The organism is Streptomyces sp. NBC_00988, from assembly GCF_045162645.1.
Taxonomy (GTDB): Bacteria; Actinomycetota; Actinomycetes; order Streptomycetales; family Streptomycetaceae; genus Streptomyces.
Genome location: NZ_CP108730.1, coordinates 7,291,885 through 7,306,983, shown reverse-complemented (window position 1 = coordinate 7,306,983; position 15,099 = coordinate 7,291,885). Strand labels below are relative to the sequence as shown.

Genomic DNA, 15,099 nt, shown 5'->3' with positions numbered 1-15,099 from the left:
ATGTCTGGCGGGCGTACGTTCGGCCCGCTACGACCGTTGCCGTGGGGCGCGGAGCCTCAGGCGGCGGTCATGCTGCGAGCCGAATTACTCGGCACCGCCCTGCTCTTCTTGCTTGGCGCGAAGGGCGTCCACCGTGCGGACGAGCTTCGACGGAAGCGCCTGGAAGAGCTGCGCAGCCTGAGTCTGCTTGCCCTTGAAGGCACCCGCCAGCTTGGAGAGCAGAACCTCGCGGGACTCAAGGTCCGCGAGCTTCTTGATCTCGTCGGCGGACAGCACCTTGCCGTCAAGGACACCGCCCTTGATGACGAGGTTCGGGTTGTCCTTGGCGAAGTCACGAAGACCCTTCGCCGACTCCACCGGGTCACCGGTGATGAAGGCGACCGCCGTCGGACCGTTGAACAGGTCGTCGAGCGTAGAGATCCCGGCCTCGTTGGCCGCAATCTTGGTCAGCGTGTTCTTCACCACGGCGTACTGGGCGTTCTCACCGAGCGAACGACGCAGCGTCTTGAGCTGCGCCACGGTGAGACCCCGGTACTCGGTCAGCACGGCGGCGTTCGAGTCGCGGAACTGGTCCGCGAGCTCGGCTACCGCGGCAGCCTTGTCGGGCCTTGCCATAGAGCGTCGGCCTCCTTCCGGGTGATGAGGACCGCTCAGAAGGGGCTGGGACAGAGAAAACGCCCCGGCGCAGGCGCACGGGGCGTAGCTCGACCGGAAACAACATTCCCGGGAACACATCCAGTTCACCTGCGCGGGTCGTCCACTGTTCAGCGGATCCTTCGGTCACCACACCCTTTGACAGGCACGGCAACGACCAGCGGTCTTTGGCTTCTGGACCACCGTACGCGAGCGCCACGGACTGAAGCAAATCCGCCCGTACGGCTCAGCCCTGGACGTCCTTCACCAGCGCGGCGAGGTCGGTGATGTCCTCCGTCGCCGGGGCGGTGACCGTCATGTCGAGCGGGCTATCGGCGAGGGTGGCCTTGCCGACGTACCGCGCTCATGGAGTTGGCGCTCGGATCGTCGGCCGCCCCGCCCAGGGCGGACGCGTCGAGCTTCAGCCGGCTCTTCCCGCCCGTCTCCTTCGCCGCCTTCGCTACGGCGGACGCGGACACATGTCGGGCGACCGGTCCGCGACGAGCTTCGAGCAGCCGACAGCACCGGCGGCGACGATCAGGGCGGCGAGCCCAGCGAAGTCCCTTGGCCCTGGCCGGAGTTGACCCTGGCCGGACTTGCGCCCAGCCGAGTTGTCATCCGCTCAGGAACTCGTGCCGGACCCGGTCGACGTGTCGCTGCTGCCCGAGCCCGCGCCCTGCTGCTTCAGCAAGGCCGTGAAGTCCTCGGTGTCGCTCGCCGGGGGCACGGTCGCGTCGACCTTCACGCCGTAGTCGCTGTAGTAGGCGGTCTGGCTGTACTGGCCCGAGGACATCTGGCCCTTCTCGACCTTCTTGACCAGCAGGTTCTGGGCGTTGACCCAGATGTCGACCTGCTCCGTGCTGACGCCGGCCGCGGTGAGCTGCTTCTTCAGGCCGGCGAGCTGGCTCGCGGTGAGGTTGGAGTTCTTGGCGGCGAGGTCGGCGACATTGACCGTGCCCGAGTAGTGGGTGGCCTGCTGGCCGCGGACCGACTCCGTACCGACCTTCTTGACGTCCCCGGAGGCGAGCAGGAGCTTCACCGACTGGTTCGGCGTGGAGTTCTGCATCTGGTCCTTGAGGTACGCGCCGGAGCTGCCACCGAGCTTGGCCAGGTCGTCGTAGTCGTACTTCAGCCAGTGCTTGCCGCCCGCCTGCTCGGCGAACTTGTCGCCCATCTTCGCGTAGTAGGCGTCCGGCAGATAGCGGGCCTCCATCGACGTGCTGCCGGCCGCGCGCATCGTCTGGGCCATCGTGCCGCCCGTGTACGTCATCGTGAGGACGCCGGTGATGCCGTCGCCCCAGCCGAGGTCGCCCTTGGCGTCCATGGACATCAGGGAGCCCATGACGGTGGAGGACTCGACCTTGGCGGAGTCCGCCTTGTCGGTGGACTGCTCGGCGCTGCGCAGGGCCGCTATGGGGCTCACCCGGGTCGAGCCCTTGCCCACGGCCTTGTCGTCCTTGCCGGAGCTCCCGGAGGACCCCGAGGAACCACAGGCGGCCACCGAGGCCAGCGTGGTCGCCACCGCGATCGAGAGACCCACCCGGCGCACGGTCGTGCTCTTCATTCGTCCCCACCCCTATGCGATTGCTGTGCCTGCCAGAAACGCTAGCGCAGCGCACTGACACCCCGTCCGAAAAGAGGACGAGCCCCGCAACCCGAAGGTTGCGGGGCTCGCTTGATCCTGACGCGCGCTGGACGCGGCTACCGGAGTGAGCGCGAGGCTCAGACGGCGGCCGGGTCCTCCTCGACGAGGAGGTTGCGGGTGCGGTTCGGGTCGAGCGGAACGCCGGGGCCGATCGTGGTGCTGATCGCGGCCTTCTTGATGTAGCGACCCTTGGCGGCGGACGGCTTCAGACGGAGGATCTCGTCCAGGGCCGCGCCGTAGTTCTCCACCAGCTGGGTGTCGTCGAAGGACGCCTTGCCGATGATGAAGTGCAGGTTCGAGTGCTTGTCGACGCGGAACTCGATCTTGCCGCCCTTGATCTCGTTGACGGCCTTGACCACGTCCGGCGTCACGGTGCCGGTCTTGGGGTTCGGCATCAGACCACGGGGACCGAGCACGCGGCCGAGGCGACCGACCTTGCCCATGAGGTCCGGGGTGGCGACGACGGCGTCGAAGTCCAGCCGGCCCTTCGCCACCTCGTCGATGAGTTCGTCGGAACCGACGATGTCGGCGCCCGCGGCGAGCGCGGCCTCAGCACGGTCACCGGTCGCGAAGACCAGGACCCGGGCGGTCTTACCGGTGCCGTGCGGGAGGTTCACGGTGCCACGGACCATCTGGTCCGCCTTGCGCGGGTCGACACCCAGACGGAAGGCGACCTCGACGGTGCCGTCGAACTTGGAGGTGGAGGTCTCCTTGGCGAGACGGACGGCTTCGAGCGGGGCGTAGAGCTTGTCCCGGTCGATCTTCTCGTCCGCAGCGCGGAGAGACTTGCTGCGCTTGCTCACTACTGCTCCTGTGTGTGTTCTGAGGAGTCGTGGTGTGGGCCGAGCAGGCCCTGCCACGGTATGTCCTGAAGGGTGGGTGTCAGCCTTCGACCGTGATGCCCATGGAACGGGCAGTGCCGGCGATGATCTTCGACGCGGCGTCCAGGTCGTTGGCGTTCAGGTCGGGAAGCTTGGTCGTGGCGATCTCACGGACCTGCGCCTGGGTGATCTTGGCGACCTTGGTCTTGTGCGGCTCGCCCGAGCCCTTCTCGACACCAGCGGCCTTGAGGATCATCTTCGCGGCCGGCGGAGTCTTGGTGACGAAGGTGAAGGAGCGGTCTTCGTAGACCGTGATCTCCACCGGGATCACCCAGCCACGCTGCGACTCGGTCGCCGCGTTGTAGGCCTTGCAGAACTCCATGATGTTGACGCCGTGCTGACCGAGCGCGGGGCCGACCGGCGGGGCCGGGTTCGCCGCACCGGCGTTGATCTGGAGCTTGATGAGCCCCGTGACCTTCTTCTTCTTGGGAGGCATTGCTCTCTCCGGGTCCTAGTGAGAGTGTTCGGCCTCTGTCCGGTTAATCCGGATGGAGGCATACCGCACAACGATAACGGGTATCCATGTGCGGCTAAAAACCGCGCAGGTCAGAGAGGCTTTTGACAGCCCGTCTGACCTGCGCGGAAGACGTAACTCCAGGAAGAACTAGTTCTTCTGGATCTGGTCGAAGGAGAGCTCCACCGGCGTCTCGCGGCCGAAGATCTCGACGAGACCCTTGACCTTCTTCGAGTCGGCGTTGATCTCGTTGATGGTCGCCTGCAGCGTCGCGAACGGGCCGTCGGTGACGGTGACCGAGTCGCCGACCTCGAAGTCCAGCACCTGGACCTCGACCTTGCGCTGCGGAACCGGCTTGCCCTCGGCCTCGGCCGCCTCGCGCGCGGCCTTCTCCTCGGCCTCCGGGGCGAGCATCTTGACGATCTCGTCCAGGGTCAGCGGGTACGGGTCATAGGCGTTGCCCACGAAGCCGGTGACACCGGGGGTGTTGCGGACGACGCCCCAGGACTCGTTCGTCAGGTCCATGCGGACCAGGACGTAGCCCGGGAGCTTGTTCTGCTTGATCGTCTTGCGCTCGCCGTTCTTGATCTGCGCGACCTCTTCCTGCGGCACCTCGGCCGCGAAGATGAAGTCCTCGACGTTCAGCGAGACGGCGCGCTGCTCCAGGTTGGTCTTCACGCGGTTCTCGTAACCGGCGTACGTGTGGATGACGTACCACTCGCCGGGCAGGAGACGCAGTTCCTCACGCAGGGCGACGACGGGGTCGACGGGCTCGGCCTCTTCCTCGTCGTCCTCGGCCGTGGCCTCGTCGTCGAGGTCCTCGGTCGCTTCCGCGTCCTCGTCCTCGACGTGTACGGCGGCTTCCTCGGCCGGCTCGCCCGCGTCGGCGTCCGCAGCCTCGACCTCGTCCAGCTCCTCGTCCGCGCCCTCGACGATGTCGAGTTCGTCTTCCACGGACTCGTCCGGCTCGACGGCCTCGTTCAGGTTCGGGTCAGACACGTGGCTGCTTCTTCCTGGATACATGGGGGTGGAACACGCGAAAGGGGCGCCGGTCAGGGCGCCCTTCGCTTCCGGCCTCAGCCGAAGACGTACTTCGCGGCGTGATTGAGTCCATAGTCAATCACGGTCACGAGACCGATCATGATGACGACGAAGACGATGACAACCGTCGTGTACGTCGTCAGCTGGTTGCGGGTCGGCCAGACGACCTTGCGGAGTTCCGCGACGATCTGGCGGTAGAAGATGCCGAGGCGCTTCAGCGGGCCCTTCTTGGCCCGCTTGCCACCCTTGCGGGCCTTCTTCTTGGACTCCGACACCTCGTCCTGGGCATCAGGCATGTCGATGGAGCCCACGGCGTCCGCCATTCATCCTCACCTGTTCCCGGGTCGTGGCCGTGCCGCGCCCGGTCTGAGCCGCACGGCGGTGCATTGCTGTACGTACATGCGCTGCGCACACATCCTGCGTGAAGGTGTGTGTAGCAGGGCCGGAGGGACTTGAACCCCCAACCGCCGGTTTTGGAGACCGGTGCTCTACCAATTGAGCTACGACCCTTTGTGACGTCCCCAACGTACCGCATCCGCCCGGGTGCTCGGTGTGCACCTGGTGGGGCGCGGCTGTTGAAGGCCAACGAGCTAGGAGTGTACGTGCTCCGGGGCCGGTCGTCGAACAGAAAGTGCCTGTACGGGGATTGCCGGAGGAAGATCGCCCAGGCCGGGGCGGGAATCCGGACGGTTGTTCCACACTCGCCCGATCCTGTTCAGTCTGTGAAACCGGTGTGCCGGGCGGGTTTCCGGTCTGAAACGATGGGCCCCATGAGCGCCTCAACCCCTCCCACCGAGCGCCGGGTCTCCGCCCGAGTCGGCGCGATCTCCGAGTCCGCCACCCTCGCCGTGGACGCCAAGGCAAAGGCCCTCAAGGCCGCCGGACGTCCGGTGATCGGCTTCGGCGCGGGTGAACCGGACTTCCCGACCCCGGACTACGTCGTCCAGGCCGCCATCGAGGCCTGCTCGAACCCCAAGTACCACCGCTACACCCCGGCCGGCGGTCTGCCGGAGCTGAAGGCCGCGATCGCCGCGAAGACGCTGCGCGACTCGGGCTACGAGGTGGACGCCTCGCAGATCCTGGTCACCAACGGCGGCAAGCAGGCCATCTACGAGGCCTTCGCCGCGATCCTCGACCCGGGCGACGAGGTCATCGTCCCCGCGCCGTACTGGACGACGTACCCGGAGTCGATCCGTCTCGCGGGCGGTGTCCCGGTGGACGTCGTCGCCGACGAGACGACCGGGTACCGCGTCACGGTCGAGCAGTTGGAGGCGGCCCGCACCGAGAACACCAAGGTCGTCCTCTTCGTCTCGCCGTCCAACCCGACCGGCGCCGTCTACAGCGAGGCCGAGGCCGAGGCGATCGGCCGCTGGGCCGTCGAGCACGGCCTGTGGGTCATGACGGACGAGATCTACGAGCACCTCGTCTACGGCGACGCGAAGTTCACCTCGCTGCCCGCGATCCTCCCGGAGCTGCGCGACAAGTGCATCGTGGTCAACGGTGTCGCCAAGACGTACGCCATGACCGGCTGGCGGGTGGGCTGGATCATCGGCCCGAAGGACGTCGTCAAGGCCGCGACCAACCTCCAGTCGCACGCCACCTCGAACGTCTCGAACGTGGCGCAGGTCGCCGCGCTGGCCGCCGTGTCCGGTGATCTGACGGCCGTGGCCGAGATGCGCGAGGCCTTCGACCGCCGCCGCAAGACGATCGTGCGGATGCTGAACGAGATCGACGGCGTGCTCTGCCCGGAGCCCGAGGGCGCGTTCTACGCGTACCCGTCGGTCAAGGCGCTCCTCGGTAAGGAGATCCGCGGCAAGCGCCCGCAGGACTCGGTCGAGCTGGCCGCGCTGATCCTGGAGGAGGCCGAGGTCGCGGTCGTCCCGGGCGAGGCCTTCGGGACCCCCGGTTACCTGCGGCTGTCGTACGCCCTGGGTGACGAGGACCTCGTCGAGGGTGTCAGCCGTATCCAGAAGCTGCTGTCCGAGGCCAAGGACTGACGTTTTTCGTGCTCCACGCGTGCGTACGGGCCGTTTCCCTCCGGGGAGGCGGCCCGTTGCTTTGTGCGAGCAAGACCACGATCGAGGAAAGTGGTACCGGGACGGCGGAAACGTACGGCAGGATTCCCAGATGGAGCGTGTACGTGATGTCTCTGAACTGCCGAAAGCCCATCTGCACCTGCACTTCACCGGGTCGATGCGGCCGACCACCGTGCTGGAGCTCGCCGACAAGTACGGCGTACGCCTGCCCGACGCCCTGACCGAGGCGCTGACCAGCGGGGAGCCGCCGAAGCTGCGGGCGACGGACGAGCGGGGCTGGTTCCGTTTCCAGCGGCTGTACGACGCGGCGCGGTCGTGCCTGCGGGAGCCCGAGGACATCCAGCGGCTGGTCCGCGAGGCCGCCGAGGAGGACGTCAGGGACGGCTCGGGCTGGCTGGAGATCCAGGTGGACCCGACGTCGTACGCGCCGCGCCTGGGCGGGCTGATCCCGGCGCTTGAGGTCATCCTGGACGCGGTGGAGACGACCTCCCGCGAGACCGGGCTCGGGATGCGGGTGCTGGTGGCCGCGAACCGGATGAAGCACCCCCTGGACGCGCGCACGCTGGCCCGGCTGGCCGTGCGGTACGCGGACCATGGGGTAGTGGGTTTTGGCCTCTCGAACGACGAACGCCGGGGTATGGCACGGGACTTCGACCGGGCCTTCGCGATCGCCCAGGAGGGCGGCCTGCTGTCTGCCCCGCACGGCGGCGAACTGGCGGGCCCGGCCTCGGTGCGGGACTGCCTGGACGACCTGCACGCGACCCGGGTCGGCCACGGGGTGCGCGCGGCGGAGGACCCGCGGCTGATGAAGCGGCTCGCCGACCGGGGCATCACCTGCGAGGTGTGCCCCGCGTCGAACGTGGCCCTGGGCGTCTACGAGAAGCCCGAGGACGTCCCCCTGAGGACCCTCTTCGAAGCGGGCGTCCCGCTGGCCCTCGGCGCCGACGACCCTCTCCTGTTCGGCTCCCGGCTGGCCGCCCAGTACGAGATCGCCCGCCGCTACCACGCCTTCTCGGACCGCGAACTGGCTGAACTGGCCCGGCAGTCGGTACGCGGATCGGCGGCCCCGGAGGACATGAAGACGAAGCTCCTGTCGGGCATCGACGACTGGCTCAGTGCCCCGGTCTCTTGAAGTGGGCGTAGGGCGGATACGGCTTGAAACAGATCAGGACCTCGGAAGGATGCCCTCCGCCCCGCGTGGGCTCCAGCTCGTGCTGGAGACTGGCCATGAACGCCGACTTCCCCTCGGCGACCCCCTTGTGCCGCGGCCCCCAGCCGGCCGCGTAGGCGAAGGCCGTGGCGGCGTAGGAGAACACCTCGCGGTCGCCGATGAGGAAGTACGTACGCGCGTGCGTGGTGTGCCGCAACAGTCCGCGGTCGTACGGCCGCTCCAGCCACGCGCGCGCGTGGCGCTCGGTTCGTGCCTCGTCCGTGCGCGCGGTGAGCGGTGTGCCGCGCCCCAACGACCGCCGCAGCTCGGGCCACTTGGAGGGCCGCAGCCCCGCCTCCGAGTGCGCCACCACCAGATCGACCAGCTCCCCGCACCCCTCGTCGGGCGGCGCACCGTCCCGCAGCGGGACGTGCACGATGGTGTGCCGCGAGCAGGCGGCGAACGAGAACAGGCCCGCGAGCCGGCTCAGCCCGTCGTGGTCCCCCATGAGCATCCCGAACGGCGCCTGGTCGCGCAGTGAGGTGTGGCGCAGGGGTCGCCCGGGCTGGACGACACGGTGTTCGTGCGGGCCGGTCCGGGGTCTGAACTGGCGGAGTCTCAGCTCCATTTGGGGTGCCTCATAGGGCAAGGGTCCCGGTCAGGAGGGGGCCTCTGCAACGGAGATTCCGCCCAGCAGCGTCCGGGCCAGGCGTGGCGCGAACTCGTCCACGGACGGTCGTACGCCGGTCCCCGCGGCCTCGTAGGCGAACGCGCGCTGGGCGCAGGCGCCCAGGAGGAGCGACGCGGCCGCGAAGGTGTCCGCGTCGGGGCGGACGCGGCCGACGGCCTGTTCGGCGCGCAGATAGGCACCCAGGGCCTCGATCGGCTTGTGGGGGCCCGAGCCGAGCTGCCGCAGCGCCTCGTCGTGGCGCCGTTTGAGCTGGGTCTCGGCGTACAGGGAGGCCGCGATCGGGAAGCTCTGCTCGTAGAAGAGGGCCGCCTGGCGGGCGATCTCGGTGAGGTTGTCCTCCAGGGAGTGCTGTCCGGGCTCGGCGGCGAGGCTGCGCAGGAGTGGCGTCAGCTGGGGCAGCCGTTCCGTGAGGACGCGGATGAACAGCTCCTCCTTGCTGGCGAAGTACTTGTAGAGGGCTGCTTCGGAGCACCCGGCGGCCTTCGCGATCTCCTTGGTGGTCGCCTTGGCCAGGCCGACGGTGAGCATCAACTCGTGGGCGGCGTCGAGGATGCGGACCCGGGCGGGCTTCTGCGTGGCGGGTTCCGGGGCCTGTTTCTGCTGCATGGGGCCCAAGGATTCCATGGCCGGTCCGTTCGGGCTTGACGGGTGGGTGAGTACTTACCCACCCTAGAGGGAAGCAGGGGTGAGTAAACACTCACCCACCTCGTTCAGGGGCAGGAGTGCGTCATGAAACTCACCGTTTTCGGTGCCACGGGAGGCATCGGCCAGGAGATCGTCCGCCAGGCGCTGGCCTCCGGCCACGAGGTCACGGCGGTCGTACGGGACCCGGCGCGGCTGACCGTGCGGGGCGCGGGTCTGGAGGTGTTCCGCGCGGACCTCACCGACCCGGAGGCGCTGCGCCCGGCGGTCGCGGGCCGGGACGCGGTCCTGTCCGGGCTCGGTGCCCGCAGCCGCAAGGACGCGGGGGTCGCGACCCGGCTCACGCGGACGGTCCTGGCGGCCATGGAGGCGGAGGGGGTGCGCCGGGTGCTGGTGGTGAGCGCCGGTCCGATCGGCCCGGACCCGGAGGGTGCCGGGCTCCTCGACCGCACCGCGCGCGGGCTGATCTCGGCCCTCCTGAAGGACGTCTACGACGACCTGCGGGAGATGGAGGCGGCCCTCGCCGCCAGCGCCACGGACTGGACGAGCGTCCGCCCGCCACGCCTGCAGAACAAGCCGCTGACCGGCACGTACCGCACGGTCGTGGGCGGCTTCCCGGACAAGGGCCGGTTCATCGCGCGGGCCGATGTCGCGCACGCGATGCTGACGATGACGGACGATCCCGGGACGGTGAAGCAAGGGGTGGGGCTGGCCTATTGAGGCCCTCCGGAGGGCGGTTTCAGAGGCTGACGCCGACGGTCACCGGTTCGTTGACGAGCGTGACCCCGAAGGTGTCGTGGACCCCGGCGACGACCTCACGCGCGAGGGCGAGCAGGTCGGCCGTGGTCGCCTCACCCCGGTTGGTGAGGGCGAGGGTGTGCTTGGTGGAGATCCGGGCGGGCCCGCTGCCGTACCCCTTGGTGAAGCCGGCCTTGTCGATCAGCCAGGCGGCGGAGGTCTTGGTGTGCCCCTCCCCCGCCGGGTACGCGGGCGGCTCCACACCTTCCCCGAGACGCTCCTCCACGCGCGCGTGGAACGCGGTGAACTGCGCGTCGGTGAGGATCGGATTGGTGAAGAAGGAACCGGCCGACCAGGTGTCATGGTCCTCGGGATCAAGCACCATGCCCTTCCCGGCGCGCAACGCGAGCACGGTCTCCCGGGCCTGCGCCAACGGCACCCGATCACCGGGTTCGACACCGAGGACACGGGCCGTCTCGGCGTACTTCACGGGCGCGGACAGCCCGTCCGCGTCCTCCAGTTCAAAGCGGACGCGCAGCACGACATACCGCTCGGGCTCGGCCTTGAACCGGCTGTGCCGGTAGGAGAAGGCGCACTCCTCGTTGGTGAGGGTGACCGTCTCGCGGGTGGTGCGGTCGTAGGCGACCACTTCGGTGATGGTGGCGGAGACTTCCTGCCCGTACGCCCCCACGTTCTGGATCGGGGTCGCACCGGCCGACCCGGGAATCCCGGCGAGGCACTCCACACCGGCGAGACCGGCCTCCACGGTGCGGGCGACGGCGTCGGTCCACACCTCACCGGCCGCCAACTCCAGCCGCGTACCGTCGAGTTCGAAGCCACGGGTGGCGATCCGCAGGGCGGTCCCCTCGAACCCCTTGTCCCCGATGACGAGGTTCGACCCACCTCCGACGACCAGCAACGGCGTCCCGGCGTCATCGGCCGCGCGCACGACGTCGATCACCTCGGCGTCGGTGCCAGCGGTGACCAACCGGGTCGCGGGACCGCCCAACCGGAAGGTGGTCAGGGGGGCGAGGGGAGCGTCGTGGAGTTCCTGCACAGGGCCAAGACTACGAGACGGGACTGACAAGCCTGGGGGTGGCGGGGTGCGGCTGGTCATTTCGGCGGGGGCGGAGGTACGGGACCGGTGGCGGTGGGGTGGTGCGAGCGGGGCGGCACGGGCTTCCGGCGCCGAGAGCGTGTGGGGCACCGATGGGGCACGGGGTACGCGTCCGCCACGGGGCACCGCATCCGCGGCCGGGCGAACGTCCGACACACCGGCACCGCCTCCGCCCGAGACACACGCCCGGCGCGATGCACCATCCGCCGCCGGCCCGCGCCTCCGCTCAGACCACGCATCCCCGCGAAGCCAACTCCTTGGCCACCACCGCCTTGACATCCGCGGCGAAGCCGAACGCACACACCCGTAGAACCTCACCACCGAAGCCGGACACACGCACGCACGCGTGAAGCCCCATCCACGATCCCAAGCCCACGCGCGCGTGAAGCTCCCCCGACAACAGCAGACGCACACACCCGCAAAGCCCCACCAACAAAGCCGCACACACGCGGGAAGCCCCACCGGCGACGGCAGGGCCCCACGCGTGCGTGCACAGTTGTCCCGGTCAGCGACCGGCGTTCTCCAGTACCGAGTCGGACTCGGAAGACCCCGCCGAATCCACGCTCCCCGCCGGCTCGGCGGACGCGGACGTCGCCGCGAGCTCCGCTGCCCGCCGCCGCGTCGGGATCAGCAGCGTCGCGACTCCGGCGAGGGCGACCACCGCCGCCCCGGTGACCAGCGCGGGCTTCAGGCCGTCGACGAAGGTCTGGGCCGTCTGGTAGCCGCCCTGGGCCGAGAAGATCGACGCCATGATCGCGATGCCGAGGGCGCCGCCGACCTCGCGGAGGGCGTTGTTGGCGCCGGAGGCGATTCCCTGTTCCTGGGGGCGGACGCTGGACATGACCAGGTTGGAGGCCGGTGCGAAGAACAGGGCCATGCCGATGCCGCTGAGGATCAGGCCGGGCAGCTGGGCGCTGTAGGAGACGTCGGTGGTGACCACGTAGGACATGTAGCCGAGACCGGCCGCCTGGAGGAAGAGGCCCGCGGCGACGACCGGGCGGCCGCCGATGCGGTCGGAGAGGATGCCGGCGATGGGGGCGACGAGCATCGGCATGCCGGTCCAGGGGAGCATCCGCAGGCCCGCCTCGGTGGGCGAGTAGCCGAGGACGCCCTGCATGTACTGGCTGAGTAGGAAGATCGACCCGAACATCCCGAGGAACATCAGCAGGCTCGCCGCGTTGATCCCGGAGAAGGCGCGGGAGCGGAACAGCCGCATCGGGAGCATGGGGTTCTTGGCGTTGACGCTGTAGATGATGAAGCCGGCGAACAGCGCGCTCCCCGCGAACAGTCCGGTGAGGACGAGCGAGCTGGTCCAGCCGTCGGCGGGCCCGCGGACCAGGCCGTAGACGATCCCGAAGAGGCCGCCGCTGGCGAGCAGGGTGCCGGGGAAGTCGAGCGGGGCGCCGGTGCCGTACGACTCGGAGAGGCGCAGGCGGGCGAGCGGGATCAGGGCCAGGCCGAGCGGGACGTTCAGCCAGAAGATCCAGTGCCAGGAGATGTGCTCGGTGAGGCTGCCGCCGATGAGGGGTCCTGAGGCGACGGCGAGTCCGTTGACCGCGCCCCATATGCCGTACGCCATCCCGCGCTTGGCGACGGGCACGGCCGCCGTCAGCAGGGTCAGCGTCAGCGGCATCATGATCGCCGCGCCGACGCCCTGGACCGCGCGGGCCGCGATGAGGGACTCGATGCCGGGCGCCATGGCCGCGGCGGCGGAGGCGACGGTGAAGACCGTGATGCCGACGAGGAAGAGCCGGCGGCGCCCGAACCGGTCGCCGAGCGCCGCGCCGAACATCAGCAGGACGGCGAAGGTGAGCGTGTAGGCGCTCACGGTCCATTCCAGGTCGCCCAGCGCGCCCCCGAGGTCCTTACGGATGGACGGCAGGGCGGTGGTGACGACGAGGTTGTCCAGGGCCGCCATGAATCCGGCGACACTGGTGATCACGAGGGCCCAGACCATTCCCCCGCGACGTGCGGTTGGCTCTGACATCGCTCCCCCAAAGGGTGCTCGTATCGATGATTAGTTATTGATGACTAACTTTGCCGGGCAGGAAAAGGCGCAGAATCCGCCCCTTGCCCGCCACTACGACTTCTCCAGCCGACCGGTGACCCGGGCCTCCGGATACAACCCTTCCCAGACCCGGTGCTCGGGCGGAAAACCCATGGCGGCCAGGGTGTTGATCAGCATTCCGTACGCCATGAAGGTCGTCGTCTCGTTGACGTCCGCCCCCAGCGGCAGGTGCACGATCTCCCAGAGCTTCATCCAGCCGTTCCGCACGACCTCACCGAACTCGTGATCGCCCTCCGCCTCGGCGGCGGCCACGGTGATGTACGTCTGCATCTGCATCTGGAGCTTCTCTGGGTACTCCATGATGAGCCGCACGTAGGCGTCGGCCATGGCGTGCAGGGCGTCCTCACCCTCCAACCCCTCGGCCGCCTCTTCCAGGGCCCGGCACACGTCCCCCACACACCGCAGCGAGGCCGCCGCGAAAATCGCCTTCTTGCCCGGGAAGAGCCGGAAGAGATACGGCTGCGAAACCCCGACCCGCTTGGCGATCGCCTCGGTGGAGGTCCCGTAGTACCCCCGCTGCGCGAACTCGGCGATCGCCGCGCGGATGACGCTCTCGCGCCTCTCTTCTGCGCTCATCCTGACCATGCGAGAAAGTTAGTACTCAATCACTAACTACGTCAAGGGGTGGCCCCTGCGGAGTTCCGGCGCGGCGAGCCGGATACCTCTCCCGTGCCGCTGACCTGGATCGCGGAGCTCGCGGGCTGAAGAGGTGACCGCCTTCGAGCGCACCGCCGAAGCCCTCCGGGCCTGGATCCGCAGACTGGACTTCCCGGGAGTCGCGACGTTCTACGTGTGGCACGACACACAGGCGGGCCGGCTCCGTTCCTCGACAGCGTCACTGCCAGTGACCGAATTGCCGTTCGGCGGGGTCTACCGGCCTTCGTACGACCTCGCGCCCATCGTCGAGGAGTTCCTCGGCACGGACCTGCACGCGCCGGACGACGTGCCGTTTCCGTCGCCTTACGAGTAAGGGGCGCCCGCAATGGCAGACACCCCTTACCTCGACTCACCCCGGCCCGCAGCCGACCGATCAGGCCAGTCGTACGACCGCCCGTGACATCCCGAGCACCTTCTGCCCGGCGCTCATCGCCACCAGGTCCACGCGGACCGTGTTGTCGTCGAGCTTGGCGGCGACCTTCGCGCTGACCTCGACGGTCGCGCCCCGGTCGTCGTTCGGGACGACGACGGGCTTGGTGAAGCGGACGCCGTACTCGGCGACCGCGCCCGGGTCGCCGGTCCAGTCGGTGACCACGCGGATCGCCTCGGCCATGGTGAACATGCCGTGCGCGATGACGTCCGGGAGCCCGACCTCCTTGGCGAACTTCTCGTTCCAGTGGATCGGGTTGAAGTCCCCGGAGGCGCCCGCGTACTGGACGAGGGCGGCACGGGTCACGGGGAAGGTCTGGGCCGGCAGCTCGGTGCCGACCTCGACGTCGTCGTACGCGATCTTCGCCGTCATGTCAGTTCCCCTCCGCCGCGCGGGCCACGAGCTTGGTCCAGGCGGTCACGACGTGCTCGCCGGCCTCGTCGTGGACCTCGCCGCGGATGTCCAGGATGTCGTTGCCCGCCATCGACTTGATCGCCTCGATCGTGGAGGTGACCGTCAGGCGGTCACCGGCGCGCACGGGGCGGACGTAGACGAACTTCTGGTCGCCGTGCACGACCCGGCTGTAGTCGAGGCCGAGCTGCGGGTCCTGGACGACCTGTCCGGCCGCCTTGAACGTGATGGAGAAGACGAAGGTCGGCGGGGCGATCACATCGGGGTGACCGAGCGCCTTGGCGGCCTCCGGGTCCGTGTACGCCGGGTTGGCGTCGCCCACCGCCTCCGCGAACTCACGGATCTTCTCCCGGCCCACCTCGTAGGGGTCGGTGGGCGGGTAGGTCCGCCCCACGAAGGACTGGTCGAGCGCCATGGCCCGGTACCTCCTGATGTTCCTGCTGCTGTGTGGGGAACGACGCGAGGCCGCCCCCAGACTTCGGGGACGGCCTCGTGTACGAGCCTG

Annotated in this window: 17 protein-coding genes, 1 tRNA gene and 1 pseudogene; 4 read left to right on the top strand and 15 right to left on the bottom strand. The window is 68.9% G+C overall.

The window, feature by feature from the left end; genetic code table 11:
- Positions 1 to 84: 84 nt before the first annotated feature.
- The 8 genes and pseudogenes from rplJ to OG496_RS33650 form a co-directional block, all read right to left on the bottom strand.
- The gene (rplJ, locus tag OG496_RS33685; protein WP_359608910.1) at positions 85 to 615 is read right to left on the bottom strand and encodes a 50S ribosomal protein L10; all 531 of its coding nucleotides are present in this window, start codon (positions 613 to 615) and stop codon (positions 85 to 87) included.
- 458 nt (positions 616 to 1,073) lie between these two features.
- Positions 1,074 to 1,174 (bottom strand): annotated as a pseudogene (locus tag OG496_RS33680) (DUF1396 domain-containing protein); the annotation flags it as partial.
- A gap of 81 nt (positions 1,175 to 1,255) precedes the next feature.
- Complete coding sequence (locus tag OG496_RS33675) at positions 1,256 to 2,197, bottom strand: hypothetical protein (protein WP_405973600.1); 942 nt, start codon at positions 2,195 to 2,197, stop codon at positions 1,256 to 1,258.
- A gap of 158 nt (positions 2,198 to 2,355) precedes the next feature.
- Positions 2,356 to 3,081, bottom strand: coding sequence for a 50S ribosomal protein L1 (gene rplA, locus OG496_RS33670; RefSeq protein WP_363099526.1), 726 nt, complete (start codon positions 3,079 to 3,081; stop codon positions 2,356 to 2,358).
- Between the two features lie 79 nt (positions 3,082 to 3,160).
- A complete protein-coding gene (gene rplK / locus OG496_RS33665; protein WP_019072313.1) occupies positions 3,161 to 3,595 on the bottom strand; it encodes a 50S ribosomal protein L11 in 435 nt (144 codons plus the stop codon).
- 168 nt (positions 3,596 to 3,763) lie between these two features.
- Complete coding sequence (gene nusG / locus OG496_RS33660) at positions 3,764 to 4,612, bottom strand: transcription termination/antitermination protein NusG (protein ID WP_405973599.1); 849 nt, start codon at positions 4,610 to 4,612, stop codon at positions 3,764 to 3,766.
- 77 nt (positions 4,613 to 4,689) lie between these two features.
- Positions 4,690 to 4,977 carry a preprotein translocase subunit SecE gene (gene secE / locus OG496_RS33655; protein ID WP_019055477.1) on the bottom strand — a complete coding sequence of 96 codons (288 nt, stop codon included), beginning with the start codon at positions 4,975 to 4,977 and terminating at the stop codon, positions 4,690 to 4,692.
- Between the two features lie 114 nt (positions 4,978 to 5,091).
- A tRNA-Trp gene (locus tag OG496_RS33650) sits at positions 5,092 to 5,164 on the bottom strand.
- Between the two features lie 260 nt (positions 5,165 to 5,424).
- On the opposite strand from OG496_RS33650, the gene OG496_RS33645 reads away from it, so the two are divergent.
- Positions 5,425 to 6,651: a pyridoxal phosphate-dependent aminotransferase gene (locus tag OG496_RS33645; RefSeq protein ID WP_366489105.1), complete on the top strand. Its 1,227-nt coding sequence runs from the start codon at positions 5,425 to 5,427 to the stop codon at positions 6,649 to 6,651.
- Between the two features lie 130 nt (positions 6,652 to 6,781).
- Positions 6,782 to 7,822 carry an adenosine deaminase gene (locus tag OG496_RS33640; RefSeq protein WP_405862854.1) on the top strand — a complete coding sequence of 347 codons (1,041 nt, stop codon included), beginning with the start codon at positions 6,782 to 6,784 and terminating at the stop codon, positions 7,820 to 7,822.
- On the opposite strand, the gene OG496_RS33635 is transcribed toward OG496_RS33640, so the two are convergent.
- Entirely contained in the window at positions 7,803 to 8,468 is a 666-nt protein-coding gene (locus OG496_RS33635) for a hypothetical protein (RefSeq protein ID WP_405973598.1), read from the bottom strand. The two genes, OG496_RS33640 and OG496_RS33635, sit on opposite strands and share 20 nt — an antisense overlap.
- Before the next feature lie 30 nt (positions 8,469 to 8,498).
- A complete protein-coding gene (locus OG496_RS33630; RefSeq protein ID WP_405973597.1) occupies positions 8,499 to 9,137 on the bottom strand; it encodes a TetR/AcrR family transcriptional regulator in 639 nt (212 codons plus the stop codon).
- Between the two features lie 123 nt (positions 9,138 to 9,260).
- Between OG496_RS33630 and OG496_RS33625 the strand changes: the two genes are divergently transcribed.
- Positions 9,261 to 9,893: an NAD(P)-dependent oxidoreductase gene (locus tag OG496_RS33625; RefSeq protein ID WP_405973596.1), complete on the top strand. Its 633-nt coding sequence runs from the start codon at positions 9,261 to 9,263 to the stop codon at positions 9,891 to 9,893.
- Between the two features lie 19 nt (positions 9,894 to 9,912).
- Here the strand turns inward: OG496_RS33625 and OG496_RS33620 are convergent, their stop codons facing one another.
- From OG496_RS33620 to OG496_RS33610, 3 genes are all read right to left on the bottom strand, one after another.
- On the bottom strand, positions 9,913 to 10,968 hold the full coding sequence (locus tag OG496_RS33620) for a UDP-N-acetylmuramate dehydrogenase (RefSeq protein WP_405973595.1): 1,056 nt from the start codon (positions 10,966 to 10,968) through the stop codon (positions 9,913 to 9,915).
- 565 nt (positions 10,969 to 11,533) lie between these two features.
- Positions 11,534 to 13,015, bottom strand: a complete 1,482-nt coding sequence (locus OG496_RS33615; RefSeq protein WP_405973594.1) for a DHA2 family efflux MFS transporter permease subunit — start codon at positions 13,013 to 13,015, stop codon at positions 11,534 to 11,536.
- A 93-nt stretch (positions 13,016 to 13,108) separates the two neighbouring features.
- A complete protein-coding gene (locus OG496_RS33610; protein WP_405973593.1) occupies positions 13,109 to 13,681 on the bottom strand; it encodes a TetR/AcrR family transcriptional regulator in 573 nt (190 codons plus the stop codon).
- A 124-nt stretch (positions 13,682 to 13,805) separates the two neighbouring features.
- On the opposite strand from OG496_RS33610, the gene OG496_RS33605 reads away from it, so the two are divergent.
- Complete coding sequence (locus OG496_RS33605) at positions 13,806 to 14,066, top strand: hypothetical protein (protein ID WP_405973592.1); 261 nt, start codon at positions 13,806 to 13,808, stop codon at positions 14,064 to 14,066.
- Between the two features lie 60 nt (positions 14,067 to 14,126).
- Here OG496_RS33605 and OG496_RS33600 read toward each other — a convergent pair whose 3' ends face one another.
- Both OG496_RS33600 and OG496_RS33595 read right to left on the bottom strand, forming a co-directional pair.
- Positions 14,127 to 14,555 carry a MaoC family dehydratase gene (locus OG496_RS33600; RefSeq protein ID WP_390158025.1) on the bottom strand — a complete coding sequence of 143 codons (429 nt, stop codon included), beginning with the start codon at positions 14,553 to 14,555 and terminating at the stop codon, positions 14,127 to 14,129.
- Position 14,556: 1 nt separating this feature from the next.
- Complete coding sequence (locus OG496_RS33595; protein ID WP_365308688.1) at positions 14,557 to 15,009, bottom strand: MaoC family dehydratase N-terminal domain-containing protein; 453 nt, start codon at positions 15,007 to 15,009, stop codon at positions 14,557 to 14,559.
- Positions 15,010 to 15,099: the final 90 nt, after the last annotated feature.